The 25,598-nt window shown below is 64.3% G+C and carries 22 protein-coding genes and 1 tRNA gene; 11 read left to right on the top strand and 12 right to left on the bottom strand.

Annotated features, from left to right (window positions below):
• Nucleotides 1-251: 251 nt before the first annotated feature.
• The 8 genes from D769_RS31490 to D769_RS27425 all read right to left on the bottom strand — a co-directional run bounded on the left by D769_RS31490 (nt 252) and on the right by D769_RS27425 (nt 7,994).
• On the bottom strand, nt 252-554 hold the full coding sequence (locus D769_RS31490; RefSeq protein WP_008651588.1) for a UBP-type zinc finger domain-containing protein: 303 nt from the start codon (nt 552-554) through the stop codon (nt 252-254).
• Nucleotides 551-2,203 carry an FAD-dependent oxidoreductase gene (locus D769_RS27455; protein ID WP_008651587.1) on the bottom strand — a complete coding sequence of 551 codons (1,653 nt, stop codon included), beginning with the start codon at nt 2,201-2,203 and terminating at the stop codon, nt 551-553. Before D769_RS27455 ends, D769_RS31490 begins: the two co-directional genes overlap by 4 nt.
• 93 nt (nt 2,204-2,296) lie before the next feature.
• Nucleotides 2,297-2,680, bottom strand: coding sequence for an OsmC family protein (locus D769_RS27450; protein WP_008651585.1), 384 nt, complete (start codon nt 2,678-2,680; stop codon nt 2,297-2,299).
• Between the two features lie 861 nt (nt 2,681-3,541).
• Nucleotides 3,542-3,628 (bottom strand) — tRNA-Leu (locus D769_RS27445).
• Between the two features lie 200 nt (nt 3,629-3,828).
• Complete coding sequence (locus tag D769_RS27440; RefSeq protein WP_008651583.1) at nt 3,829-5,154, bottom strand: MFS transporter; 1,326 nt, start codon at nt 5,152-5,154, stop codon at nt 3,829-3,831.
• 109 nt (nt 5,155-5,263) lie between these two features.
• Nucleotides 5,264-6,586 (bottom strand): amidase, encoded by a 1,323-nt coding sequence (locus tag D769_RS27435; protein WP_008651582.1) that lies wholly within the window; start codon nt 6,584-6,586, stop codon nt 5,264-5,266.
• Nucleotides 6,583-7,260: a DUF2848 domain-containing protein gene (locus D769_RS27430; RefSeq protein WP_008651580.1), complete on the bottom strand. Its 678-nt coding sequence runs from the start codon at nt 7,258-7,260 to the stop codon at nt 6,583-6,585. Before D769_RS27430 ends, D769_RS27435 begins: the two co-directional genes overlap by 4 nt.
• Nucleotides 7,261-7,295: 35 nt before the next feature.
• Nucleotides 7,296-7,994 (bottom strand): GntR family transcriptional regulator, encoded by a 699-nt coding sequence (locus tag D769_RS27425; protein WP_152415085.1) that lies wholly within the window; start codon nt 7,992-7,994, stop codon nt 7,296-7,298.
• A 229-nt stretch (nt 7,995-8,223) separates the two neighbouring features.
• Between D769_RS27425 and D769_RS27420 the strand changes: the two genes are divergently transcribed.
• On the top strand, nt 8,224-9,009 hold the full coding sequence (locus tag D769_RS27420) for an IclR family transcriptional regulator (RefSeq protein WP_008651578.1): 786 nt from the start codon (nt 8,224-8,226) through the stop codon (nt 9,007-9,009).
• A gap of 12 nt (nt 9,010-9,021) precedes the next feature.
• Here the strand turns inward: D769_RS27420 and D769_RS27415 are convergent, their stop codons facing one another.
• On the bottom strand, nt 9,022-10,269 hold the full coding sequence (locus D769_RS27415; protein WP_008651576.1) for a Zn-dependent hydrolase: 1,248 nt from the start codon (nt 10,267-10,269) through the stop codon (nt 9,022-9,024).
• 279 nt (nt 10,270-10,548) lie between these two features.
• Between D769_RS27415 and D769_RS27410 the strand changes: the two genes are divergently transcribed.
• The 7 genes from D769_RS27410 (at nt 10,549) to D769_RS27380 (ending at nt 17,888) form a co-directional block, all read left to right on the top strand.
• Complete coding sequence (locus D769_RS27410) at nt 10,549-12,126, top strand: ABC transporter substrate-binding protein (RefSeq protein WP_241227912.1); 1,578 nt, start codon at nt 10,549-10,551, stop codon at nt 12,124-12,126.
• Nucleotides 12,127-12,211: 85 nt separating this feature from the next.
• A complete protein-coding gene (locus D769_RS27405) occupies nt 12,212-13,162 on the top strand; it encodes an ABC transporter permease (protein ID WP_008651573.1) in 951 nt (316 codons plus the stop codon).
• A 10-nt stretch (nt 13,163-13,172) separates the two neighbouring features.
• Entirely contained in the window at nt 13,173-14,060 is an 888-nt protein-coding gene (locus D769_RS27400) for an ABC transporter permease (RefSeq protein ID WP_008651572.1), read from the top strand.
• 2 nt (nt 14,061-14,062) lie between these two features.
• Nucleotides 14,063-15,142 (top strand): ABC transporter ATP-binding protein, encoded by a 1,080-nt coding sequence (locus tag D769_RS27395; RefSeq protein ID WP_052018177.1) that lies wholly within the window; start codon nt 14,063-14,065, stop codon nt 15,140-15,142.
• Nucleotides 15,143-15,158: 16 nt separating this feature from the next.
• Complete coding sequence (locus D769_RS27390) at nt 15,159-16,172, top strand: ABC transporter ATP-binding protein (RefSeq protein ID WP_008651570.1); 1,014 nt, start codon at nt 15,159-15,161, stop codon at nt 16,170-16,172.
• 33 nt (nt 16,173-16,205) lie between these two features.
• On the top strand, nt 16,206-17,396 hold the full coding sequence (locus D769_RS27385; protein WP_008651569.1) for an amidase: 1,191 nt from the start codon (nt 16,206-16,208) through the stop codon (nt 17,394-17,396).
• Nucleotides 17,397-17,477: 81 nt separating this feature from the next.
• Entirely contained in the window at nt 17,478-17,888 is a 411-nt protein-coding gene (locus D769_RS27380) for a DUF3830 family protein (protein ID WP_008651568.1), read from the top strand.
• 5 nt (nt 17,889-17,893) lie between these two features.
• Here the strand turns inward: D769_RS27380 and D769_RS27375 are convergent, their stop codons facing one another.
• Complete coding sequence (locus tag D769_RS27375) at nt 17,894-18,832, bottom strand: LysR family transcriptional regulator (RefSeq protein WP_152415084.1); 939 nt, start codon at nt 18,830-18,832, stop codon at nt 17,894-17,896.
• Here D769_RS27375 and D769_RS27370 point away from each other — a divergent pair.
• Both D769_RS27370 and D769_RS27365 read left to right on the top strand, forming a co-directional pair.
• Nucleotides 18,831-19,685 carry a sulfite exporter TauE/SafE family protein gene (locus D769_RS27370; protein ID WP_008651566.1) on the top strand — a complete coding sequence of 285 codons (855 nt, stop codon included), beginning with the start codon at nt 18,831-18,833 and terminating at the stop codon, nt 19,683-19,685. The genes D769_RS27375 and D769_RS27370 overlap by 2 nt on opposite strands.
• 106 nt (nt 19,686-19,791) lie before the next feature.
• Complete coding sequence (locus D769_RS27365; RefSeq protein ID WP_008651565.1) at nt 19,792-20,028, top strand: hypothetical protein; 237 nt, start codon at nt 19,792-19,794, stop codon at nt 20,026-20,028.
• A gap of 24 nt (nt 20,029-20,052) precedes the next feature.
• On the opposite strand, the gene D769_RS27360 is transcribed toward D769_RS27365, so the two are convergent.
• On the bottom strand, nt 20,053-23,163 hold the full coding sequence (locus tag D769_RS27360) for an efflux RND transporter permease subunit (protein ID WP_008651564.1): 3,111 nt from the start codon (nt 23,161-23,163) through the stop codon (nt 20,053-20,055).
• Between the two features lie 9 nt (nt 23,164-23,172).
• Entirely contained in the window at nt 23,173-24,432 is a 1,260-nt protein-coding gene (locus D769_RS27355) for an efflux RND transporter periplasmic adaptor subunit (protein WP_008651563.1), read from the bottom strand.
• A 325-nt stretch (nt 24,433-24,757) separates the two neighbouring features.
• Between D769_RS27355 and hpnD the strand changes: the two genes are divergently transcribed.
• Nucleotides 24,758-25,588, top strand: coding sequence for a presqualene diphosphate synthase HpnD (gene hpnD / locus D769_RS27350; protein ID WP_035882646.1), 831 nt, complete (start codon nt 24,758-24,760; stop codon nt 25,586-25,588).
• Nucleotides 25,589-25,598 lie beyond the last annotated feature (10 nt).

The following is a 25,598-nucleotide window of genomic DNA, read 5'->3' as shown; positions in this document are numbered from 1 at the left end:
ACTGCAATCTCGTTGCAATCCTGGGGGCTGCGCAGCAAGTCTATTCAACTAAATTCAGCAATCGAACTGGCGTCGCGTGGTCGCACTGTTTGGCGGTGTTTTTGGCTAGTTTCTGCGCGATGAAGGGAACTATAGCGGCGGACTCTGTACTTGAATCCTCGGATTCGCGCACAAATCAATCAAATTTTTTGAACTCAAGATTTCATCCAGCGACGCCGCCGCCAAGGGCGACGCGACTGCACACCCGACCATCAGACGAACCGTGGAATCGGTCCTCTCTGCGGTGTCTGGTCCGGAAGCGTGACTTCCTCCCGATCGACGTAGCACCACCCCCATGCCTCAGGAGGGTCGTATCCCTCGATGATTGGATGTCCGGTTTTCTCGTAATGCGCACGGGCGTGCCTGAGGGGAGAGTTGTCGCAGCAACCAACGTGACCGCGCGCCCGGCACAACCGAAGATGCACCCACGTGCTGCCCACATTCAGACACTCTTCGCAACCCCGGGCACTTGGTACAACGTCACGGATCGTATCCGTATGGTCACAAGTTTTCACGCCGCCTCCTTGGCCTGCTTGCTGAGGTAATCGTGGATCTGTGAAATGGCGGCAGCCCCATCGCCGACTGCGGCAGCCACTCGCTTGGTCGAGCCCGCTCGGACGTCACCGATGGCAAAGACTCCGGGCATGCTGGTCTCGAGCGAAGACGTCGATACACCAGTCAAGATGAAGCCCTTGTCGTCCATCGCTAATGAACCGTTGAGCCAGCAGGTATGCGGTGTCGCGCCGATGAACAGGAAGAGATGGCAGATTTCGTATTGCCTCAACGCCGCGCTGGCGCGATCGCGCACTGTGGCGCTGGCAAGCGTCTCGCCATGGGGTGCGAGCCCGATCAGATCCGTGCCGACATGAATGTCGACGTTGGACAGCGCGGAGATACGATCGATGAGGTAGCGGGACATCGTCTCCGACAGGTCTCGCCGCACGAATACGTGAAGCCGCTTCACGTGCGGAGCAAGAAACACGATCGCCTGGCCCGCCGAGTTGCCGCCGCCGACAAGGGCGATTTCCTTGCCGGCGCACAAGCGGGCTTCGATCGGGGATGCCCAATAGGAGACCCCAGCGCCTTCGAAATGCCTGAGGCCGGCGATGTCTGGTTGCCGGTAGGCAGCACCTGACGCGATCACGACAGTACGCGCTGCCACTGTCGAGTCATCGGAGAGCCCCAGCGTCAGCCGATCTCCATCGCGATCCAGCCACCCCACACTCACGGGGATGGCCACCTCGGCCCCGAACTTCAGGGCCTGGGTGAATGCGCGGCCTGCGAGCGCCTGCCCCGAGATGCCGGTCGGAAAACCAAGATAGTTTTCGATTCGCGCCGACGCTCCGGCCTGCCCGCCCATGGTGCGCTCATCAAGAACGATCACCGAGAGGCCCTCCGAAGCGCCATAGACCGCAGCAGCCAACCCGGCCGGCCCCGCACCCACGACGGCAACGTCGTAGATTTTCCGCTGCTCGATCTTGGGGAGAATGCCGAGGCAGGCCGCCAGTTCACGCTCGTCCGGCCGCTTCAATACGGCGCCACCGGGGCAGACCACCAGCGGCATATCGGCAGGAAGAAGCGCCATCCGCTCAACGAAGCTACGTCCATCGCCATCGATCCGAGGGTCCATGATGTGATTGGGGTAGCCGCCACGGGTCAGGAATCCCTGCAGGCGCAGAAGGTGCGAATCATCTGACGCACCAATCAAGATCGTACCCGAGCCACCATGCTCGATCAGGCTGACGCGCCGCAGGATCAATGCGCGCATGACGATTTCGCCAACCTCCGCCGATCCGATCATCAGCGCGCGCAAGTGCGGTGGATCGAATGGCAGCAGCGTGGCGCCGTCCGGACCCGCCTGCGCCAGCGCAAGCGACGCACGGCCATCGATCTGGCTGACCTCTCCGGTAAACTGCCCCGCGCGATGGGTAGTGATGGGCGCGCTCTCGTCCAGGCCATTGCGGCGCAGAACATCAATGGAACCATCCAGCACGAGCCAAACCGGTACGTTCCTGTCCCCCGTGGCAAAGACAGTTTCACCCGATGCGAACACGCGCGGCGGACCGCTTGCGAATCGGCTAGCCGCCTCAACCTGAATCGGCGTCAGAACGGGAAACATCTGATGTCTGCGCGACCCGACTCCGCCTGTATTCTGCTGGATCATATGAGCGCTCTCCTCTTCCGCCCAGCGTCCGGCGGGTTCGTTGCCAGCCAGTGTGGGAATGCTTGAAAGCGGCCGACCTGAAACGCGCCGGCATCAAGCCAGGCGCGTGTCGATCGGCAACCCGGACCGCAGCGTCTTCGTGACGGGCGTACGCTCGGCAATCTCCGCCATGCGCATTCTCTGGCTCTCTTCCAAGCCTTTCATGACAAGCGTCCGCTCGATACGGAGCGCGTCCGTCCCGACAAGCCGCATGGAGACCTCCAGCGACTCCAAATGCCAGCCCTTGCGCTCGGCATACATCCTGAGTGTGATGGCAGTACACGCTCCCAAGCTTGCCAGCAATAGATCATAGGGTGCCGGGCCAACCCCTTGCCCGCCAAGCGCACGGGGCTCATCGGCCGTGATGGCGTGGCCCGATACCATGATGCTCGTGCGATAGCGCGACGTCGATCCAATCTGTGCGGTGCCAAATGTCATGGTTCCTGTCTCCACTTCACCATGGGGATGCGGGATGAACTAACTTTGGCTGAGTATTCGTGCAAACCGGCCGATAGATCAATCAACCTTTCGTATTGCTAGACTGGCGCTGCCGCAGTTGGCGCTACTTAATCATTGGGGCGATGGAGACAGCGCGCCGCAATGCAGCAAATGTCCATGCACGTCATGACGGGGGAACTGGAGAAGGCCGAGGAAGCCCAATCCAGAAAGTTGGCAAGGTCAAACAGTTACGGATGCGCTCACTGTATCGTTCCGCCCACGACCGCAAGGAGATCGCGCTCCGTCCGCTCGAATATGACCTCTAAAATGCTAGCGAGCATGGGCGCATCCGACCAATGTTGCCGGTTCCCGAACAGGAACGGCGGTTCGAGGCAGTGCAGGGTCATCAGGCGTCGCCATCGACAGCTTTCAGAGAAATAGCGACTTGTCGCGGCACATACAATCGCCGACGCTGCCACGCTCACGAAGGGTCCTACGGTGTGCGTCTCGCTTCCCTGGCCAGCGCCGATCGCGCGTAGCGCAGCCTCGCGCGTGACGGCCCATTGCTGGGCCGCTGCCTTGCTGGGAACGTCCGGTCATATCGCTGGCCCTTGACATAGACCTGCGCTCGCCAGCCGTTCGCAATCTTTTGGATGGATGCCATAGCAACACCACGGAGAGTTCGCGCGGAAATTTCGGGGAGCGCGGGGTGATTCCACAGTGCCGTGGAGTGATGTGTGGCAGGTGATGCGACAACGCGCCAAGTTCCCGCCAGGCCTTGCTGGACTTAGGATTGCGGCGTTAGTGGCGTGACTTGGCGGGGAGTTTGAAAGTTACTGACGAGTAACTTTTGAAGTAACTTGGTGCGAGGGAGGGGACTCGAACCCCTACACCATTGCTGGCGTCAGGACCTAAACCTGGTGCGTCTACCAATTTCGCCACCCTCGCGGTCCTTGGACGGTGGTCAACAAAGCAAAAAAGGCGGCTGGAACTGCCCGCCTTTTCTTGCTTGCGGCGACTAGGCGCCGGGACACCGTCCGTGCCGCCGGCGTAACTTCTGCCTGCGGCGCAATAAGGAAGCGGATTGTAACGCAAGGCGGCAGGGGAATCCAGTCCCCTGCCCGCCCTACGGGCATCCCGCGCCGTGGTCAGTGGCGGGCGCGGATGAAAGCGATCACCAGTACCGTCGCGCAGGCTTCCAGTGCGGCCACGAAGTACAGGCCGCCAGCCAGTTGGCCGGTACTGGTCTTGAACCAGCCAATCATGTACGGCGCCACAAAGCCGGCCAGGTTGCCGATCGAGTTGATCAGCGCGATGCCGCCTGCGGCTGCGGTGCCGGCAAGGAATGCCGACGGCAGCGACCAGAACACCGGGAAGGCGGCCAGGATGCCGATGGAGGCGATCGTCAGCGCGATCAGGGCCAGCACGGCGCTGTGAAGCAGGAAGCCGGTCAGCGTCAGGCCCACGGCTGCCACCAGCGTTGCCATCGCGCAGTGCATGCGGCGTTCGCCGGTGCGGTCCGAGTGAATACCGTTGAGGACCATGGCGATGGTGCCGGCCACGAACGGGATTGCGGAGACCAGGCCGATTTGCAAGTTGCCCTGTACGCCGAGTTCCTTGATGATCGACGGCGACCAGAATGCGATGGTGGCGTTGCCGCTAACGACGCAGAAGTAAATCGCCGCGCAGATCCACACGCGTGCATTGGCGAAGGCGTCCTTGAGCGACGAGTGCTTGTTGGGGTCACGCGCCTCGGCTTCCACGTCGCGCGTGACGATGGTCTGCTCCTGCTGCGTCAGCCACTTCGCGTTGACCGGTTTCTCCGGCAGGTACATCAGCACCGCGATACCGGCCAGCACCGAAGGAATCCCTTCGATCACGAACAGCCATTGCCAGTTGGCCAGGCCATCCACACCGTCCATTGCGCTCATGATGAAGCCGGCCAGCGGGCCGCCCACCACTCCGGCTATTGCGAACGACGTCATGAACAGGCCATTGATACGTGCGCGACGCGCGGCCGGGAACCAGTATGTCAGGTACAGCACCACGCCCGGGAAGAAGCCCGCCTCGAAGACGCCGAGCACGAAGCGCAGCGTATAGAACTGCATCGGCGTTTTCACGAAGATCATCGCCATCGACGCCAGGCCCCAGAGGATCGTGATGCGCGCCAGCGTCTTGCGGGCGCCGATCTTCTCGAGCAGCAGGTTGCTCGGCACCTCGAACAGAAAGTAGCCGATGAAGAAAATCCCCGCGCCCAGCCCGTACACGGCCTCGCTGAACTGCAAGTCCTGCAGCATCTGCAGCTTGGCAAAGCCGACGTTGACGCGGTCGATCCAGGCCAGGATAAACAGGAAGACCAGGAAAGGGATCAGGCGCACGGTAATCTTGCGATACGCCTCGTTGCGTTGCTGAGCCAGTTCCGCGGCAGGCAGGCTCTCCGGGGCGCCAGGGGCGCCGCTCATCACGATGGACATCTGTGACTACTCCTTGGGTGTGGTGGGCGGGGCCGCGCTGCGTTGGCGCGGCCCTCTCGGTCTTGCGTTGTGCTAGCCGTGGGATCCGGCGGAAAGAACGATCAGCGCATCAATCGAAGGCGCGTTCGATGGCCGCGGCCGCCTGCAACACGCGCGCGTCACTGCCATGCAGGCCGCACACGCCGAGGCCAATGCCTTCGCCGGCTGGCAGCGTCGCCGCGCAGCCGTCGAGGAAATTGATCACGCTTGCATTGCGAAGTACCAGGCCGTTGACCGCGAAGAAGTCTTCATCGCGTTCGAGGGCATCGAGACGCGGCGGGCGTACGGCCACGGTCGGCATCAGCCACGCATCGGCGTCGCGCAGCAAAACGGCGGCACGCTGCTGCATTGCGCATCGTGCGGCCAGCAGGTCGATGTAATCCGCCGCCGACTGCTTCTCGCCCCGGCGAATGCGCTGTGCCACTCGCTGGTCGTACTGGTCACCCTTGGCCGCCAGCAACGTGCGATGCCAGGCCCACGACTCAGCCGCGGTCAGGCCTCCACCGCCATTGATCTCCGGCAGGCGGCGCAGTTCGGGGAAGTCGAACGGGACGATCGTCGCGCCCTGGGCCGACAGCCTAGCCAGTGCGGCTTCAAACGCCTGCGCCACTTCCGGGTCGAGACCGTCGCAAACGAAATCGCGCGTCACGTAGAAGCGCAGTCCACGCAGGTCCGCCGCACGGGTATCCAGCGTCTCGCCGCTCAGCACCGCATCCATTGCCACGCAACAGGCAACCGAGCGCGCCAGCGGGCCGGCGGAGTCGAGCGACGTCGACAACGGCACTGCGCCGTCCAGCGGAACGCGACGCGCCGTCGGCTTGAAACCAGTCAAGCCGCAGAATGCCGACGGAATGCGGATCGAGCCGCCGGTATCGGTGCCGAGCGCAGCGACAGCCATGTCTTCGGCCACGCTCACCGCGCCACCCGATGTCGATCCACCGGCAACACGCTCGGGGTCGAACGGCGTGCGCGGCGTGCCGTAGTGCGGATTCAGCCCCAGGCCCGAGAACGCGAACTCGCTCATATTGGTACGGCCGATCAGCACCGCCCCAGCGGCACGCAGTCGCGCCACGGCGGGCGAGTCAGCCTGCGCCGGCGCACCGCCGTCGAGGGCCTTCGATCCGGCACGCGTGACCTGACCGCGAACGTCGAACAGGTCCTTGATCGAGATCGGCAGCCCGGCCAGCGGCGAGGCCACAAGGCCCGCGCTGCGCGCCTGATCGGCTGCACGTGCCTGGGCCAGCGCGCCTTCTGCATCGACCGTCATGAAGGCCGATCCGCCCGCCTGCCGATGCCGGGCGATATTAGCCAGCGCAGCCTCGGTCAGCGCCACGCTCGTGGTGCGGCCTGCAGCCAGCGCTGCGGCCAGTTGAGCTATGGTCGGCGCGCTCATTCGGCCACCGCCAGTGATTCCACGCGATATGCATGGCGCAGCGTGCGGTTGCGCACGGGGTCGTGCAGTTCCACTTCGAACGCTTCGCCATGGCCCAGATCGCCGATCACTGCCTGCGTGCCGCAGAACATTGCGGTGCCCACGGGCAATTGCGCTTCGCCGGTCAGGCGCTGGATCAGGTCGCGCGGGTCCAGCAGGCGCGTCACCTTGCCTTCCTGATACAGCGAGCGCTGACCATCGCGCACGCGCCAGCAACGCATTTCCAGCACGTCCCAGTGGTCGGCCACCTCGTCAAAACGCCAGACTTCGTGGCCCATCGGCTTGGCGCACATCTGCTTCGACACCGTCACGTCATAGGCCTCGACCTTGCGATCGGTGTGATCGGAACCGATGCCGATATAGAGTCCGTCTGCGCCCCGCAGCAGCACGAACTCGGTTTCGCCCGAGGAATCGTCGCGCGGCACTTCGAGCACGTCGTCGGTGGTCAGCAGCGCGGCGGCCAGCGGATAGAACGTCGGCACGGTTGCGGGCGGCTTGACGCCGAGCGCCTTGAGTTCGTCGATATGGTGCTGGACGGCGTCCATGTCGCGGCCGGTCCAGCCAGCGATGATCAATCGTTCGATGTCGAGGGCGAGCGCGCCCCCGCCGGCTACCTGAAGATGCAGTGTCGGCATTGCGTACTACCTTGTTACGAGGGGAAAAGGGTCGGTCAGAGTGTCCGGATGATGTTCTTCCGGAATTCGTCGATATGTTCGCGGATGGCCTCGCGCACCGCCGGTATGTCGCGCCGCTCCAAGGCGTCGACGATCTCCAGATGCTCCTGGTAGACGTTCTCCAGGTGCTGCGGATCCGAAAGCGAGAGGAACCAGAAACGCGCCTGCTTCTCATGCAGGCCGCGCAGCAGATCGGCCAGCACGCGGTTGCGCGAGGCGGCCGACATCGCCGTGTGGAACTTCAGGTCCAGCGCGGCCAGCGCCGGGATATCGCGCCTGGCGACCAGCTCGGGCGAGCGGTCGACGATGTCGCGCATCGCCTTGAAATCGCTGTCGTGACCGCGCTCGCATGCCAGGGTGGCGCACAGCACCTCATTGGTCGCGCGCACTTCGATCATGTCGAGCACTTCATTGAGCGACAGCGGCGTCACCAGCACGCCCTTGCGCGGCAGGATCGATACCAGCCCTTCCACTTCCAGGCGATGCAGCGCCTGATGCACGGGAGTACGACCGAGACCGAGCAACGCGGCCACCTGGGCCTCGTTCAGCGGCTCGCCGGGCCGGAACTCGCACGAGATGATGCGACGCTTGATCTCGGTGTATGCGTGTTCGCGCATGGCCGCCCCGCTCTGGGCGAGGGTCGGGATTGTGGGTTCGGCGTCGGCTGCGCCGACCAGTCGGATGGGATTCGCCACGGCAGATCGGAATCTGTTTGATGTTGCAGTGATACTAGTGTGATATTTCACTGAGCACAACCCGAGAAATTGTAGGGGTAAACACCAAGCAGCTTCGCAGATAGAACGGCTCGCGTATCATGAGCAATCGGCCTGAAATCGATAATCGATTCGACCGCATCTTGGTGCAATACATCTACATCGTGGTGCAGCGGGTCACGCCGATGGTGCCAACTCCAGGTCGAAGACCATGACCACCGACGACAAAGAACGCCCCGATCCGCTGTTCAACCAGTCCCTTGAAAAGGGCCTCGACGTGCTGCGTGCATTCAGCGCCGTGCATCGCACGCTGACGTTGGCCGAGCTGGCGGCACTGACAGGCATGACCAAAAGCTCCGCCCAGCGCACGATCCACACGCTGGAGCGGCTCGGGTACGTCGACAAGCATCCCCAGACGAGGCGTTTCCGGCTGACGCCCAGGGTGATGGAGATCGGCTACAACTACGTTGCCGCGGACGCGCTGATTCCGATCGCCAGCCCCTACCTCTCGCAACTGGCCAATGCCAGCGGCGAGACCGCCAACCTGACCGAGCCTGTCGGCCTGGAGATGGTCTACATGGCGCAGCTCGTGACCGCCAAGCACATGCCAGTGCTGACGCCGGTGGGCATGCGGATTCCGATGTACTGCACAAGCTCGGGACGCGCCTACCTGAGCACGCTGCCGGACGAACGCGTACGAGCGATGCTTGAAGCGTCCGCGCGCGCGCCACGCACGCCGGCCACGCTGACCGAGGTGGAGACCATCTTCGAGCGCGTCGTGGCGTGCCGCACGGTCGGTTACGCGTGCAACGAGGAGGAACTGTTCCTGGGCGACATGGGAATTGCCGCACCGGTAGTGAACAGCCGTGGCGAGGCAGTGGGGGCGGTCCATGTTTCGCCACCAGCCAGCCGCTGGACCATGGCCGACGCGCAGAAGAAGCTTGGCCCGCTGGTGGTCGAATGCGCGTGGGCGATCTCGCGATCGATCGCCCACTGAGCCAGCAGGTGCTTATCGCGCGTGCTCCAGCATGGCCCGCAGCAGGACGTTGGCGCCAGCCTCGATATGCTCGGGCAGCGCATCCTCCAGCTCGTTATGGCTGATGCCGTCCTTGCACGGTACGAAGATCATGCCGGTGGGTGCGCGCTGTGCCACGTACACCGCATCGTGTCCGGCGCCGCTGACCACATCCATGTGCGGCAGATCCAACCCAGCCGCCGCGCGGCGAACGCTATCGACGCACGCCGGCGCGAACAGGCAGGGTTCGAACTTGACCACCTGCCGGATTTCCACGTCCACGGCCGTCGCATCGGCAATACCGGCGAACGCCGCGCGCATCGCTGCGTCCATCCGGTCAAGGCCATCTTGCGAGAGATGGCGAACATCCACAGAGAAATCCACGCGCCCTGGTATCACGTTGCGCGAGTTCGGCATGACTTCCAGGAAGCCCACCGTGCCGCGGCCATGCGGGGCTTCGTCGCGCGCGATGCGATTCACCGCCTCGATCATGCGCGCCGAAGCCAGCAGCGCGTCGTGACGCAAGGCCAGCGGCGTCGGGCCTGCATGCGCATCCTGGCCGGTGACGGTCACGTCGTACCATTGCTGCCCAAGTGCCCCGGATACCACGCCAATCGGTAGGCCAGCGGCCTCCAGGACTGGCCCCTGCTCGATATGCGCCTCGAAGTAGGCCGCATACATGCCACCGGGCACTTCACCCGCACGCTGCGTGCCGCGATAGCCGATAGCTGCGAGCGCATCGCCAACGCTCACGCCGTCTCGGTCTTGCTGCCGTCTGGCGGACTCCGCATCGAATACGCCCGCGAATACGCCCGATCCCATCATCACGGGCGTAAAGCGCGTGCCTTCCTCGTTGGTCCAGATCGCCACCTCCAGCGGTGCACGCGTGGCAACGCCCAGATCGTTGAGCGTGCGCATCACTTCCAGACCCGCCAGCACGCCGAAATTGCCGTCGAACTTGCCGCCGGACGGTTGGGTATCGATATGGCTTCCCGTGGCCACCGCTGGTGCGGTGGGCTCTGTGCCGGCACGTCGTGCGAACACATTGCCGATCTCGTCCACGCGCACGTCGAGCCCAGCCTCGCGGCACCAGCTCGCCACGAGGTCGCGGCCCTTTCGGTCGTCTTCGGTCAGTGCAATACGGCATACGCCACCCTTAGGCGTGGCGCCGACCGCGCCCAGATCCATCAGCGATTGCCACAGGCGTGCGCCATTGATGCGAGGAGTGAATTGCGAATCCATGTCTGTGTTGTCTGCAGTGAGTGAACATCGACCCGGGTACGAGCAAGAAGCAGACCACTGACAGGTGCGGACAGTCTCGGCCATGACCACCCATCGATGGTGCATGGTCACTGGCACATCAATTGCTTGACGGAGCAATGTCCATCCACAGCCCATTCCGTTTCAGGAGCCCCGCCCGTGACCCACTCCACGTCCTCCCATTCAAAAGGCCTTTCCGCCGCGATTCGCACCGTCTTCGCCGCCGTCACGTTGTCGCTGCTGGCCCTGCCCGGCGCCGCGATGGCCGAGAAGGTGCTCCGCATCGGCATGACGGCCGCCGACATCCCGCGTACGCTCGGCCAGCCTGACCAGGGTTTCGAAGGCAACCGGTTCACTGGCATCCCGATGTATGACGCACTCACCCAGTGGGACCTGTCCAAGAGCAACGGCCCGAGCCTGCTGATTCCCGATCTGGCAACCGAATGGAAGGTCGACGACAAGAACAAGACCGAATGGACGTTCAAGCTGCGCCCAGGCGTGAAGTTTCACGACGGCTCGCCGTTCAATGCCGATGCCGTGGTCTGGAACGTCAACAAGGTGCTCGACAAGACCGCGAAGCAGTTCGACCCCAGCCAGGTTGGCGTCACCGCTTCGCGCATGCCCACGTTGCGCAGCGCGAAGAAGATCGATGACATGACCGTCCAACTCGTCACGTCAGAGCCCGATTCGTTCCTGCCGTACAACGTGTCGAACCTGTTCATGGCGTCGCCGACCCAGTGGGAGAAGAAGTACGCGGCGGTCCCTGCCTCCGTGACCGACCCAGCGGAGCGCAGCAAGCAGGCATGGGTGGCCTTTGCAGCGGACGCATCGGGTACGGGTCCATTCAAGATGACCCGCTTCGTCCCGCGCGAACGCCTGGAGCTTGCCAAGAACCCCGCCTACTGGGACAGCAAGCGGGTGCCGAAGATCGACAAGGTCGTGATGCTGCCGATGCCCGAGGCCAATGCACGCACCGCAGCACTGCTGTCAGGCCAGGTGGACTGGATCGAGGCCCCGGCACCTGATGCCATCGCGCAGATCAAGAGCCGTGGCTTCGATGTGTACGCCAACGCGCAGCCGCACATGTGGCCATGGCAATTGTCATTCGCGCCGAATTCCCCGTGGCTCGACAAGCGCGTGCGCCAGGCCGCGAACCTTTGCGTGAATCGCGCCGGCCTGAAGACACTGCTCGGCGGCTACATGGCCGAGGCCAAGGGCATCGTCGAAGCCGGAAACCCGTGGTGGGGCAATCCGGCATTCACCATCAAGTACGACCCCGCGGCCGCGCGCAAGCTGATGACAGAGGCCGGATACTCCGCCGCCAAGCCGGTGAAGGTAAAGGTCCAGGTATCCGCATCGGGCTCTGGCCAGATGCAGCCGCTGCCCATGAACGAGTACGTACAGCAAAACCTCAAGGAGTGCTTCTTCGACGTGGACTTTGACGTCGTCGAATGGAACACGCTGTTCACGAACTGGCGCATTGGCGCGAAGGATGCGAGCGCGCATGGCGCCAACGCGATCAATGTGAGCTTTGCGGCGATGGACCCTTTCTTTGCCATGGTCCGCTTCGTCAGCACGAAGACGCAGCCGCCGGTCTCGAACAACTGGGGCTACTTCGGCAACGCGGAGTTTGACAAGCTGATCGAGACCGCGCGCACCTCGTTTGGCGAAAAAGAACGAGACGCCGCGCTGGCAAAACTCCACGCACGCATCGTCGAAGAAGCGCCATTCGTGCTGATCGCCCACGATGTGGGCCCGCGCGCGATTTCCCGGAAGGTCAAGGGGGTGGTGCAGCCGCAGAGCTGGTTCATCGATATCGCGACGATGTCGATCGATTGACGGACTCGCCGCAGTGCCCTCCTCCGCGGAAGGGGGCACTTTCCCGCGCCAACGTATTTGCCTGTTCCCAAGCCGGCCATAGACCATGACTTACCTGCTTCGCCGCATCGCATATGCCCTGCCGATCCTGCTTGGGGTCGCCCTGCTCTGCTTCTCGCTGGTCCACATTGCCCCCGGCGATCCCCTTGTATCGGTGCTGCCGCCCGATGCATCCGAGGATCTGCGGCGACAACTGACCGCGCTGTACGGGTTCGACAAGCCGTTTCTCGAGCAATTTCTCCATTGGCTGCTGCGCGCGCTGCATGGGGACCTCGGTACGTCGATCGCCACGAACCGGCCAGTGATGAGCGAGGTGTCGGTTGCCGTTGTCAACTCCGTGCGCCTGGCCGCCGTCGCCACGCTGATCGGCTTCACGTTCGGCTGCCTGTTCGGCTTCGTGGCCGGCTACCTGCGCGATTCGGTTCCCGATCGTGTGGCGTCGTTCCTGTCGGTGCTGGGCGTCAGCATTCCGCATTACTGGCTCGGCATGGTGCTGGTGATTGCGTTCTCCGTGCTGCTGGGATGGCTGCCGGCCACCGGCGCCGGCCCCAATGGATCGGGCGACTGGAGTTGGGATTGGGAACACATCCAGTACATGCTGCTGCCCGCGGTCACGATGTCGGTGATTCCGATGGGCATCGTGGCCCGCACCATCCGCGCACTGGTGGCCGAGATCCTGTCCAACGAGTTCATTGTCGGCCTGCGCGCGCGCGGATTGTCGGACGTTGCCGTATTCCGTCACGTGGTCAAGAACGTGACGCCGACGGCGCTCTCGATCATGGGCCTGCAACTGGGCTATCTGCTCGGTGGCTCGATCCTGATCGAAACGGTGTTCTCCTGGCCGGGCACCGGTTTCCTGCTGAATTCCGCCATTTTCCAGCGCGATTTCCCGTTGTTGCAGGGCACGATTCTCGTCCTGGCAGTGTTCTTCGTGATGCTGAACCTGCTGGTCGATGCATTGCAGACGTTGTTCGACCCCCGTATCCAACGCAACTGAGGACGCCACGATGGAAATGACACTGAACAAGGCCGTGGCACCGCTACCCGTGGAGCGTTCGCCCGGATACTGGACCACGGTCTGCCGCCGGCTGCTGCGCAACAAGCTCGCGATGCTGGCCGCGCTGATCCTGATCGTACTTGTCCTGACGGCGATCTTCGCGCCGGCGCTGATGCCTGCCGACCCCTATGCGTCGTCGATTCTCAAGCGATTGAAGCCGATCGGCTTCGACGGTCACCTGCTTGGTACCGATGAACTGGGCCGCGACATGCTGTCGCGCCTGATGCTTGGCGGGCGGTTGTCGCTGTTCATGGGTATCACGCCGGTACTGCTCGCCTTCCTGATCGGCAGCACGATCGGCATCGTCGCCGGTTATGCGGGTGGCTGGACGAACACCGTCATCATGCGGCTCACCGACATCCTCTATGCGTTTCCCTCGGTACTGCTGGCCATTGCGCTATCCGGCACACTGGGCGCGGGGGTTGGCAACGCATTGTTATCGTTGACCATCGTGTTCGTGCCGCAGATCGTGCGCGTCGCCGAAAGCGTGACCACGCAGGTACGCAACCGGGAATTCGTCGATGCCGCCCGCGCCTCGGGCGCATCGTCGCTGACCATCGTGCGCGTGCACGTCCTCAACAACGTACTCGGCCCAATCTTCGTTTATGCCACGAGCCTGATCTCGGTCTCGATGATCCTGGCCTCCGGGCTCTCGTTCCTGGGGCTTGGCGTCAAGCCACCAGAGCCCGAATGGGGCCTGATGCTGAACACCCTGCGCACCGCCATCTACACCCAGCCATGGGTGGCCGCGTTGCCCGGCGCGATGATCTTCCTGACCTCGATCTCGTTCAACCTGCTGGCCGATGGCATTCGCTCGGCCATGGAAATCAAGGAGTGAGCATGGTTGAAACGCATGTACCCCTGCCTACCGCCCCCAATGATGTCGGCGGCCGGGCGCAGCCGCTGCTCATCGCACGCCAGCTGGTCAAGCACTTTCCGCTGAAGTCCCCCGTCCCGCTGCGCAAGGGCGGTGTCGTGCGTGCCGTGGACGGCGTGAGCTTCGATGTCCTCAAGGGCGAAACACTTGGCGTGGTCGGGGAATCTGGATGCGGCAAGTCCACCACGGCACGCCTGCTGATGCAACTCACGCCGCAGGACAGCGGCGAACTGATCTTCGATGCACAGGGCGTTGATTCCCGGCAATTGCCGATGAAGGCGTTCCGCAGTCAGGTGCAGATGGTATTCCAGGACAGCTACTCGTCGCTCAATCCACGACTGACTATCGAGGAATCGATTGCGTTCACGCCACGTGTCCACGGCGTTTCCGCACGGGAAGCCACGGAACGCGCCCGCTACCTGATGGAGCGCGTCGGGCTGGAGCCGAAGCGATTCGCCGGCCGCTATCCGCACGAACTGTCGGGCGGACAGCGCCAGCGCGTGAACATTGCGCGTGCGCTGGCGCCACGGCCCCGCCTTGTCATTCTTGACGAAGCCGTGTCCGCCCTCGACAAGTCCGTGGAAGCCCAGGTACTGAACCTGCTGATGGACCTCAAGGCCGAGTTCAACCTGACCTACGTGTTCATCAGCCACGACCTCAATGTGATTCGCTACCTTTGCGACCGCGTCATGGTCATGTATCTGGGCAAGGTCGTGGAGATCGGCGCAACCGAATCCGTCTATGCCAACCCGGCCCATCCCTATACGCGGGCACTGCTGACATCGATGCCTTCGATGGATCCCGACCAGCGCACGCTGGCCGCGCCGTTGGCTGGCGATCCGCCCAACCCGATCAATCCGCCATCGGGCTGCAGCTTCCATCCGCGCTGCGTGCGTGCCGAGCCCATTTGCGAACGGCGCGAGCCTGTGCTCACCGACACGCTCACCGGCCATCCGGTGTCATGCCTGATGGCCATGCCAGACGGCGGCCACTCGCTGCCGCTGCGCCGGCTGACGACGAACCTGCATGCCGCCACGCCCTGAACTCGCGGAGACACCAATGTCCACCGACCCCCTCCATTCCCATCCACCCGCAGTCTCCGTGCGAGATCTGCGTGTGTCCTTTGCAAGCGGCGGCAAGACGATCCAGGCCGTCAACGGTGTATCGCTGGAAGTAGCGCCGGGCGAAGCCGTGGCGCTGATCGGCGAGTCGGGCTCTGGCAAGAGCGTCACGCTACGCGCCTTGATGCGTTTGCACCCGCCACGCCGCACGACGATATCCGGCGAGATTCAGGTCGACGGCCAGTCCGTGCTGGATCTCGACAAACGCGCGCTGGCCCGCCTGCGCGGCGGCACCGTCGCCATGGTGTTTCAGGAGCCACTCCTGGCGCTGGACCCCGTCTACACGGTTGGGCAACAGATTGTCGAATGCATCCGCACACACCGTAGGGTATCGACATCGGAAGCGCGTGCGCTGGCACTCAAGGCGCTGGAATCCGTGCGCATTCCCAGCCCGGAACGACGCCTGGCAGCCTATCCGCATGAGATGTCGGGCGGCATGCGTCAGCGCGCGATGATCGCGCTGGCGCTGTCCGCACAGCCCAGGATCCTGCTGGCCGACGAGCCCACGACGGCACTCGATGCCACGGTGCAGATCCAGGTACTGATACTGCTGCGCGAACTGCAGCGCGAGCTCGGCCTGTCGATCATCTTTGTCACCCACGATATCGGCGCCGCCGTGGAAATCGCCGATCGCGTCGCCGTGATGTATGGCGGACGCATTGTCGAGGAAGGCCCCATCCGCACCCTGATGCGTGACGCGCGCCATCCGTACACGATCGCCTTGCTGCAAAGCCGACAGCATGGCATGGGCCGTGGCGAACGCCTCGCGACGATCGGTGGCGCGCCGCCTGACCTGGCCGCGCTGCCGCCCGGCTGCACGTTCGCACCACGCTGCGCGCAGGCCAGTGCGGCCTGCCTGTCGGCGATACCGAAAGCCGTATCGCTCGGCAACGGACATCGCGTCAGCTGTGTGCGGGTTACCGCGCCCGCTGCCACCGAATGCGTCGCCTGAAACCGTTTGATCGATTCCAAGGAAATCACACCCATGAGCCTGGCCACCCATCCCTCGCGCGCCTTTCTGCCATACCCCGATGCCCCCGTGCCCAACGCGGCCAGCGGCCCGCTTCACGGCCTGACGTTCGCCGTCAAGGACCTCTTCGACGTCTCCGGCTACCCCACGGGCGGCGGCAATCCGCATGTGCTAGCACGCTCTGGCATCAAGACCACGACAGCGCCCACCGTCCAGAAACTACTCGACGCAGGCGCGGCGTTCGTCGGCAAGGTCCATACGGACGAGCTCGCGTTCTCGATGAACGGACAGAACCATCACTACGGCGGCCCGTACAACGGCACGGCGCCCGATCGCATTACGGGCGGCTCGTCGTCGGGCTCGGCGTCCGCAGTGTCGAACAAGCTGTGCGACTTCGCGCTCGGCACCGACACCGGTGGCTCGGTCCGCGCACCAGCCAGTCATTGCGGTCTGTTCGGCATCCGTCCGTCACATGGCCGGATATCGCTGACTCACTGCATGCCACTGTGCGAAACACTGGATACGTGCGGCTTCTTCGCCCGGGATATCGCCACCTTCGCGCGCGTGGCCGACGTCCTGCTAGGTGCGGATGCCAATCCGCTGCCCAGCCAGCCCAGGCTGTTGCTGGCAGCCGACCTGTTCGAACTGCCAACGCCCGAGGCGCGCAAGGCGCTTGCACCCGCCGCCGCTCGCATCGAGGCCGTGCTCGGTAAAGCCTCGCCTGTTGACGTGGCCGATCGTCCGCTGTCGGATCTGTACTGGGCCTTTCGTTACGTGCAAGGCTGGGAGGCGTGGCGGGCGGACGGCGCACTGATTGAGAACTATGGCCTGCAGCTGGGGCCCGATGTCGCCGGCCGATTCGCGTTCAGCAAGGAGGTAACGGCAGCGCAGTTCGAGAAATCGAGCGCCGTGCGCCGGGAGTTCACGGCTCACCTGGGCCGTCTGCTGGGTCAAGACGGCATCCTGTTGCTACCGACGATGCCGGACATCGCGCCACTGCGTACGACACCGATGGAAGCACTCGAAGACTACCGGACCACCGCGGCGCATACGCTGTGCCTGACCCCGCTGACCGGATTCCCTCAACTCAGCCTGCCGCTATCCGGGCGCGACGGCGCGCCACTGGGACTATCCCTGATTGGCCCCATGGGGAGCGACCGCAGCCTGATTGCCGTGGCTGAAACATTGATGACGGCGATCGCCTGAACTAAGCTGGTGCCAGACCGCTCCCCGATCTTCGTCGGCGACGCGGATGGCGCCAACCGCTCCCATCACGGCAATCACATCATGACCCGACTCCGCATCTCCGCCGCCGGCTACACCTTTATCGCCGATACCAACCCCGATGCGCCGCAGACCGTTGCCGCGTTTCTGAAACTGCTGCCCTATCGGCAGAAGCTGATCCACGTACGCTGGAGTGGCGAGGGCTGCTGGATTCCATTGGGCGAGTTCAGGCTTGGTGTCGACTTCGAGAACCACACGAGCCATCCGTCCGTGGGCGACATCCTGTTCTACCCAGGCGGCTACAGCGAGACGGAGATCATCCTGGCCTACGGGAGCTGCTGCTTCGCCAGCAAGCTGGGACAACTGGCGGGCAACCACTTCCTGACCATCGTCGAGGGCAAGGAAAACCTGCGCGCCCTGGGCACCAAGGTGCTGTGGGAAGGCGCCCAGGACGTCGTATTCGAACTGGCCTGACGGGCTCAGGCATCGCCGGCGGACAGCGCCAGCGTACGGAGCGCCGCCACCGGCTCGGGCGCATCCCGGCGGGAGAGCAGTACCACACGTGTCGTCGCGCCCGCATCGGACAATGGCACGAACCGGACGCCATCGGGCCCGAACCACTGCATCGATTCCGGCACCACGGCTACGCCGAAGCCCGCCGCCACAAGCGATAGCTGCGAAAGCTTGCGGGAAATCGCACCGGCCGCCGTGGGATAGAAGCCGCTCGCCTGGCAAAGCTGCGCCACGCGGTAGCTAAGCCCGCCCCGCTCCGGGTGCGGCAGCGAGACAAACGGCATCTCTCGCAAGGCACTCAGCGTCAGCGATTCCCGTCGCGACATTGGATGGTCGGCGCAGACAGCCACGACCAGCCGCTCCCCGGCCATCGGATCGATCTGGATGTTCGGGTAGCGGCGCAGCACCGGATCACGCGCCAACCCGAGGTCGGCACGGCCTTCCTCGATGTCGACCGATTGCTGCTCCGACGATGCCTGGGCAATTTCAAAGCGGGCGGCGGGATGGTCGGACTGCCAGCGGTGCAACCAGCCGCAACGCTGCGGCGTCAGCACGACCGAGCTCGAATGGAGCAGGCGTATCGCATCGACCCCACCACGCTGCACTTGGCGGGCCTGCACGGCCGCGCCAGCGATGTCGGACAGAATGCGGCGCGCCGATTCGTAGAACACCTGCCCCGCCGCCGTCGGCTCCACATGCCGAGGCTTGCGCACCAGCAATTCCACCTGCAGCGCCGCTTCCATGTCACGGATCTGCCGGCTCAGCGCCGACTGGGCGATAAACAGCCGTTCGGCCGCCAGGCTGAAATTGCCGGCGTCCACAATCTCGACGAAATAGCGCAACTGCTTCAGGGAGGGCGTCATGAGCGAGAGTTTGCCACGCCCTTCATGGACTCTGGCTGCCATGCCGATTTGCGATGGCAGCGTGCGGCATTTGCGATCGATCGGCACGTCGCCCGGCGCTACGCTGAATCCTCTCCCAATCCCCGCCTCGCCGATGGACCTGTCCGCCCTGCTTCCCGACGTTTCCCTGCCCCCCTATGCCACCATGAGCGCCGCGTTGGCCGTGGCGTACGTCATCTTCGGCATTGCCGGATTCGGCACGGCGCTGGTGGCAGCACCTGTGCTGGCCTATGTGATGCCCGTCGCGCAGATCGTGCCACTGCTGGCGTTAATGGACTGCTCGGCGGCACTTCTAAACCTGGCACGCGACGGACACGCCGCCGATCGTACCGAGTTGCGGCGGCTGGTGCCGTGCCTGCTCATCGGCAGCCTGATCGGCGCGGCACTGCTGCTGCGGATACGCGCCGACCTGCTGCCCGCCGTGCTGGGTGTCTTCGTCACGGCGTATGCGATCTGGTCGTTGCTCGGCAAGCGGCCGGCCACGCGACTTTCCTCATCCGCCGCCGTGCCGTTCGGGTTGGTCGGTGGCATCTGCTCCGCAATGTTCGGTAGCGGTGGCTTTCTATACGCGATCTATCTGTCGAGTCGGCTCGACAAGGACGCCATGCGCGTCACCCAATCGACCTTGATTGGATTGTCCACACTGACACGGTTGGTGCTGTTCCTGCTGGCGGGCGTTTATGCGGACGCGGAACTGCTGAAGCTCGCGGTGGCACTGGCACCGGCGATGATCGCTGGGCTGTGGGTCGGGCGCCAGATTACGCTGCGCATGTCGCGCGAGCAGTTCCTTCGCGTGGTGAACGTGATCGTGCTGCTTTCGGGCAGCGCGCTGGTCATTCGCGCCTGGCTGGCCTGATCAGGCTCCTCGCGCATTGAAGCCTCGCGCCTTATCTCCTCGCGCGCTAACATGCCGGCATCGCGGACCCACTGTCGGGCCCACCCAAGCTGGAGATGCTCCCGGTATGTACATGATCTACTGGACCGAGGCCACCGCCGACGGTCTGGCCCCGCACGCGCAATCGTTCCCCGGTGACGCCCTTAAGGATGCGCTGCAGTTCGCGGAGGCGCTGCGTCGTCGCCAGTTTGCCGGCGAGCCGGTCAGCTTCGTCACGCTCTGCTCGGAAAATCCGAACTCGGTCGGCAAGCCGGGCGCGGCTGACCCGCCGCCCGACTACGAATGGAAGAAGCGCAGGCCGTAGCAGCCTGCTGCCAGCCCCAAACCCTCAGTTCGTCATCACCCCTTGCCCGCCTTCCGGCGGCCGGACGCGGAACCACGCCGCGTACAGCGCGGGCAGGAACAACAGTGTCAGCACCGTGGCGACGATCAGGCCACCCATGATCGCGGCGGCCATCGGCCCCCAGAACGTCGAGCGCGACAGGGGAATCATCGCCAGCACCGCCGCTGCGGCTGTCAGCATGATCGGGCGGGCCCGGCGCACCGCTGACTCGACGATGGCCTGCCATGGCGGAATGCCCGCCTTGATGTCCTGCTCGATCTGATCAACCAGAATCACCGAATTGCGGATGATCATGCCCAGCAGCGCGGTAATGCCCAACTGGGCGACAAACCCCATCGGCGCGTGCAGGAGCAACAGCGTCGCCGCCGCGCCAATCAGACCCAGCGGGCCGGTCAGGAACACCATCACCGACCGCGAGAAGCTGTGCAACTGCAGCATCAGCAGCGTGAAGATCAGGAAGATGCACAGCGGCAGTTGCGCGGCGATCGATGCGCCAGCCTTGCCGCTTTCCTCCTGCGCACCCGCGATCGCGATGCGGTAGCCGGGCGGCAGGGTAGCGCGGATCGCGTCGAGCTTCGGATCGATCTGCGCGGTCACGGTCGGGCCCTGGATGCCATCGACGATGTCGGACTGCACGGTAACGCCGAAGTCGCGATTCTCGCGCCAGAGCACGCCGGGCTCCGACTTCAGCGTCACGCGCGCCACCTGCGTCAGCGGAACGGCGCGGCCCGTGCTGGTCGGCACCAGGATGTTGTTCAGGTCCGACATCGTGTCGCGCTCGCTTTTCGGCGTGCGCATGACGATATCGATCAGCTTGTCCGCGTCGCGATACTGGCCGACCGGCACGCCGGTCAGCACCGCCTGCGTGGCGCGGGCAATCGCATTGGTGGTCACACCGAGCGCGCGTGCCTTGTCCTGGTCAAGCTCGAGACGCAGCATCTTCACGTTCTCGTTCCAGTTGTCATTGACGCCGACCGTGTTCGGATTGGCTGCCATGATGGCCCGCACCTGATCCGCCGCCTTGCGCACCCCGGCGGCATCCGGACCAATCACCCGGAACTGCACCGGGTAAGCAACGGGCGGTCCGTTCGGCAGCAGCTTCACGCGGCCCCGGAGTTGCGGGAACTCCGTGGCCAGCACCTGCTCGATGCGCTTGCGCAGCACGTCGCGCTGCTCCGCGTCCGCCGGCATCACGATCAGCTGCGCCACGTTCGATTGCGGCAGGATCTGGTCCAGCGGCAGGTAGAAGCGCGGCGCGCCGGTACCTATGAACGTGGTCAGGCTGCCCACGGCCTTGTCGCGCCGCATCGCCACTTCGAAGCGCTTGGCTTCGGCTTCGGTCTGCACAAAGCTCGTGCCTTCCGGCATCCAGAGTTCAACCATCAACTCGGGGCGGCTCGAATCGGGAAAGAACTGCTTCTCGACGAACTTGAACGCGAACAGCCCCAGCGCGAACGCCGCCAGCGTGACCACGATCACGGTCTTGCGCCACGTGACGCACCAGTTCACCAGCGCGCGGAAGCGGGCGTAGAACGGCGTATCGAACACCTCGTGATGGCCGCCGTCGCTCGGGCGCGTCTTGAGCAGCAAATAGCCCAGGTACGGTGTGAAGTAGACCGCCGCCAGCCAGGACAGCACCAACGCCAGCGCCGTCACAGCAAAGATCGCGAACGTGTATTCGCCAACGGTCGAGCGCGCCAGCCCCACGGGCAGGAAGCCTGCCGCCGTAATCAGCGTGCCGGTCAGCATCGGCATTGCCGTGGAGGTGTAGGCAAACGTGGCGGCCTCCATCTTGGAGAAGCCTTCCTCCAGCTTGCGCACCATCATTTCGACCGCGATGATCGCGTCGTCCACCAGCAGGCCCAGCGCGATGATCAGGGCGCCAAGCGATATCTTGTGGAGCCCGATGCCGAATATGTTCATGAACAGGAACGTCACGGCCAGCACCAGCGGAATCGTCAGCGCCACCACGAGTCCGGGACGTACGTCGAGCCGTAACGGCCGCGTATGGAGCCCGAGCGAGACGAAGCTCACACCCAGCACGATCACAACGGCCTCGATCAGCACCCGCACGAACTCGCCCACCGAGTGCTTCACGGCCTGCGGCTGATCCTGGACCTGATCCATCTCGATGCCGACCGGCAACTGGTTGCGCAGGCCATCGACCACGCGGCGCAGTTCCTTGCCCAGCGCGATGATGTCCCCGCCCTTCTCCATCGAAATACCCAGGCCGATCACATCCTTGCCGTTGAAACGCATCCGGCTCACCGGGGGATCGACATACCCGCGATAGACGTGCGCGATGTCGCCCAGCCGAATATTGGCGATGCCGTTCGGCCCCCGCAGGACCAGGTTCTTCAGGTCTGCCACCCCGCCAAGCTGCCCGGTGATGCGGACCTGCAGGTTGTCGGTCGGCGTCACGAGGACACCACTACCCGTGGGATTGTTCTGCTCGGCAATCTGGTTGGCGATCGCGTTGATGTCCAGCCCAAGCTGCGCGAAGCGGGCCTGATTGAACTCGACATAGAGCTTCTCGTCCTGCAGCCCCAGCAGGGACACCTTGGCCACGGCGGGGATGCGCAGCATCTCCTGCCGCACGAGATCCGCGTACTCGCGCAGTTCCTTGTAAGTGAAGCCGTCGGCCGAGAGCGCATAGATCGAGCCGTACACATCGCCGAACTCATCATTGAAGAACGGCCCACGCACGCCCTGCGGCAGCGTCGGCTGGATGTCGCCAATCTTCTTGCGCACCGTGTACCAGATCTGCGCGGTGTCCTTAGCCGGCGCGTTGTCAGCCAGCTGGAAGATCACCGTGGTCTCGCCCGGCTTCGAGAAACTGCGGATCTTGTCCGCGTATGGCACTTCCTGAAGCTGGCGTTCGATCTTGTCGGTCACCTGCACGGCGATCTGCTCGGCGGTAGCGCCAGGCCAGAGCGCCTGCACGACCATCACGCGGAACGTGAACGGCGGATCTTCATCCTGCCCTAGCTGGAAGAAGGCCAACAGGCCGCCCAGCAGCAGCACAACGAGCAGGTAGCGGGTCAGCGGCTGGTGCTCAAGCGCCCAGCGCGACAGGTTGAAGCGGGAATGTTCCATGCGCCGCCCTCAGCCCAGGCGGCTATCCAGCGCGGCCAGCGGCGCGCCAGGATTCGAGGCCGGCTGTGCCGGAGCAATGCTCTGCATCGGTCTGACCTTCTGCCCCGGCCTGAGCAGGTGCACACCCGCCGTGACGATGACCTGACCCGGCTTCAAGCCGCTTCGCACTTCGATCAGGTTGCCGTCGGCGTTGCCAAGCATCACGGGCACCGGGTTGACCGTGCCACCGGTGCCCTTGCCGCCGGAATCCGGTTGATAGACCCAGACCTGATTGCTGCCCTGGTTCTGCAGCAGGGCCGTCAGCGGAATGCGAATCGCGGCGCTGTCGCCGGACCGGACAAAGGTCACCACGGCGGTCATGCCGATGCGTAGGTCAGCCGGCGGATTCGGCACGCTGACGCGCGTCGGGTACGTCCGCGTCACCGTATCGGCAGCTGCGGAAATCTCGCGAACCCGTCCCGGCAGCACGCGATCCGGTTCCGACCAGGTGCGAATCGTGACTTCCGTAATGCCACGCAGCATGTCGACCTGATCTTCCGGCAGGCCGATCGCCACTTCCTTTTCGGCCGTCTGCGCCACACGGATCACCGGCTGGCCCGGTGTAACGACCTGCCCCACCTCGGTGTCGATCGCGGTCACCACGCCATCGGCGTCGGCGGTCAGCACCGCATAGCCGGTCTGGTTCGACTGGTTGCGCAGATTGGCCTGGGCCTGCTCCAGCTTCGAAGCGGCCGAATCGTAGGTGGCCTGACGGCGGTGCTGCTCGGCGGCACTGATAAATCCCTTGGCCGCGAGTTCGTTGTAGCGCTTGAGATCGGACGCCGCGAGATCTCGGTCGGTCTTGGCCGCGTCGTACTGGGCACGCGCGCCGGCTTCCGCCAGCCCCAGATCGGTCGGATCAAGCCTGGCCAGCGGCTGCCCCTTGCGCACGGTGGCACCCACGTCCACCAGACGGGCGGCGATCTTTCCGCCCACGCGGAATCCCAGGCGCGACTCCACGCGCGGGCGCACCTCGCCCGAGAATTCAAAGGCCGTCTTGCCCGCTGCCGGGTTCAGTTGCAGCAACCGAACCGGCCGCACGTACTCGACAGATTCCGCCTGCTTGCCGCAGCCAGCCAACATCAAGGCGGTCGAAAGCGCAAGCACGGCCAGCCCCGCGGCGATGGGCCGGGCGGCACGGCGTCCGCGCCGGCGTTCCGGCAGCGGCGCGAGAGAACGAACTTCAGCGTCTACGGCCGCAACTTCCGGCCCGGCGTAATGCACTGGCATGGACAAGCGATATCTGGTCGGTGGAACGGGTGCAGCCGGTGGCCCTCGCCTGACGGCGAGCGACTCTCTGGAATGCGTCTTTGGGATAACTTTCAGGCATCTGCGCGGATGCCTGGGGCCAAGGGAAGAAATTAATAACTGGCCGGTCAGTAATATACTGATCACCCTCGAGTGCGTCAAACGGCGGATGACGAACAGGCGTATCGTGCGACGAAAGGTCCGCAGCAAGCGTCAGCGGGCGCCTGAAGGCGCCGGCGGCTTCTCCCGGTGCTACAATCCGCGCCTTTGGCGCCGCCCCCGCCGCCCCACATTCAAAGAGATTGGCGTGACGCCCGATCAGTATTGCCAGGACAAGGCCGCCCAGAGCGGCTCCAGCTTCTACTACAGTAGCCTCCTCCTCCCCTCCGACCGCCGCAACGCCCTGACCGCGCTGCAAGCCTGGCGCCAGGAACTCGATGCCATCGTCAACGAGAACCATGACGCCGGCGTAGCCCACCAGCGCCTGGACTGGTGGCGCGCGGAATTGCGCCGCCTGTACGACGGGGGAGCAGCCCACCCGGTCAGCCAGGCGCTTCAGCCGCATCTGGATGCGCTGCCGCAGGCCGAAATGGCCGAGATGCTCGCCGCCACCGAGATGGATCTGGCGCAATCGCGCTATCTGGACGAGATCGGACTGGTTCGATACTGCCAGGCCTCGGGCGGCACGTTCGGCAAGCTGACGGCCCGCGTGCTTGGCCACACCGACCCGCGCACTCTCGATGCCGCGGAACAGCTCGGGCTGTCCTTGCAGCGGGTGCGCATCGTGAAGGATGTCGGTGGCGACGCGCGCCATGGCCGTATCTATATTCCTGTCGATACGCTGCAACGCTTCGAAGTGCCCGCCGCGGACATCCTGCAGTCGCGCCATTCGGACCGCTTTGTCGCGCTGATGCGGGAACAGGCCACAAAAGCCCGCACGCTGTATGGCGAGGCACTGGCCGCATTGCCGCGCGCCGATCGTCGATCCCAGCGTGCCCAACTGGCCTTCGCGGCCATTCAGCACGCCCTTCTGGACGAAATCGAAGCCAGCGACTTCCAGGTCCTGAACCAGCGCATTGATCTGACGCCGATGCGCAAGCTCTGGATTGCCTGGAAAACCTGGCTGAAGAATGGCTAACCCCCGGCTT

The sequence above is a fragment of the Cupriavidus sp. HMR-1 genome, assembly GCF_000319775.1.
Taxonomy (GTDB): Bacteria; Pseudomonadota; Gammaproteobacteria; order Burkholderiales; family Burkholderiaceae; genus Cupriavidus; species Cupriavidus metallidurans.
This window is presented reverse-complemented; position numbering and strand designations above follow the sequence as displayed.

Coding starts and splice junctions, on each gene's coding strand:
- D769_RS27400 (WP_008651572.1), top strand. CDS start 13,173: ATGGAAATGACACTGAACAAGGCCGTGGCACCGCTACCCGTGGAGCGT.
- D769_RS27355 (WP_008651563.1), bottom strand. CDS start 24,432: ATGCCAGTGCATTACGCCGGGCCGGAAGTTGCGGCCGTAGACGCTGAA.
- D769_RS27415 (WP_008651576.1), bottom strand. CDS start 10,269: ATGGATTCGCAATTCACTCCTCGCATCAATGGCGCACGCCTGTGGCAA.
- D769_RS27450 (WP_008651585.1), bottom strand. CDS start 2,680: ATGACATTTGGCACCGCACAGATTGGATCGACGTCGCGCTATCGCACG.
- D769_RS27440 (WP_008651583.1), bottom strand. CDS start 5,154: ATGTCCATCGTGATGAGCGGCGCCCCTGGCGCCCCGGAGAGCCTGCCT.
- D769_RS27390 (WP_008651570.1), top strand. CDS start 15,159: ATGTCCACCGACCCCCTCCATTCCCATCCACCCGCAGTCTCCGTGCGA.
- D769_RS27420 (WP_008651578.1), top strand. CDS start 8,224: ATGACCACCGACGACAAAGAACGCCCCGATCCGCTGTTCAACCAGTCC.
- D769_RS27370 (WP_008651566.1), top strand. CDS start 18,831: ATGCCGATTTGCGATGGCAGCGTGCGGCATTTGCGATCGATCGGCACG.
- D769_RS27395 (WP_052018177.1), top strand. CDS start 14,063: ATGGTTGAAACGCATGTACCCCTGCCTACCGCCCCCAATGATGTCGGC.
- D769_RS27375 (WP_152415084.1), bottom strand. CDS start 18,832: ATGGCAGCCAGAGTCCATGAAGGGCGTGGCAAACTCTCGCTCATGACG.
- D769_RS27385 (WP_008651569.1), top strand. CDS start 16,206: ATGAGCCTGGCCACCCATCCCTCGCGCGCCTTTCTGCCATACCCCGAT.
- D769_RS27410 (WP_241227912.1), top strand. CDS start 10,549: ATGGCCGAGAAGGTGCTCCGCATCGGCATGACGGCCGCCGACATCCCG.
- D769_RS27405 (WP_008651573.1), top strand. CDS start 12,212: ATGACTTACCTGCTTCGCCGCATCGCATATGCCCTGCCGATCCTGCTT.
- D769_RS27435 (WP_008651582.1), bottom strand. CDS start 6,586: ATGAGCGCGCCGACCATAGCTCAACTGGCCGCAGCGCTGGCTGCAGGC.
- D769_RS27365 (WP_008651565.1), top strand. CDS start 19,792: ATGTACATGATCTACTGGACCGAGGCCACCGCCGACGGTCTGGCCCCG.
- D769_RS27430 (WP_008651580.1), bottom strand. CDS start 7,260: ATGCCGACACTGCATCTTCAGGTAGCCGGCGGGGGCGCGCTCGCCCTC.
- D769_RS27380 (WP_008651568.1), top strand. CDS start 17,478: ATGACCCGACTCCGCATCTCCGCCGCCGGCTACACCTTTATCGCCGAT.
- D769_RS27455 (WP_008651587.1), bottom strand. CDS start 2,203: ATGATCCAGCAGAATACAGGCGGAGTCGGGTCGCGCAGACATCAGATG.
- D769_RS27360 (WP_008651564.1), bottom strand. CDS start 23,163: ATGGAACATTCCCGCTTCAACCTGTCGCGCTGGGCGCTTGAGCACCAG.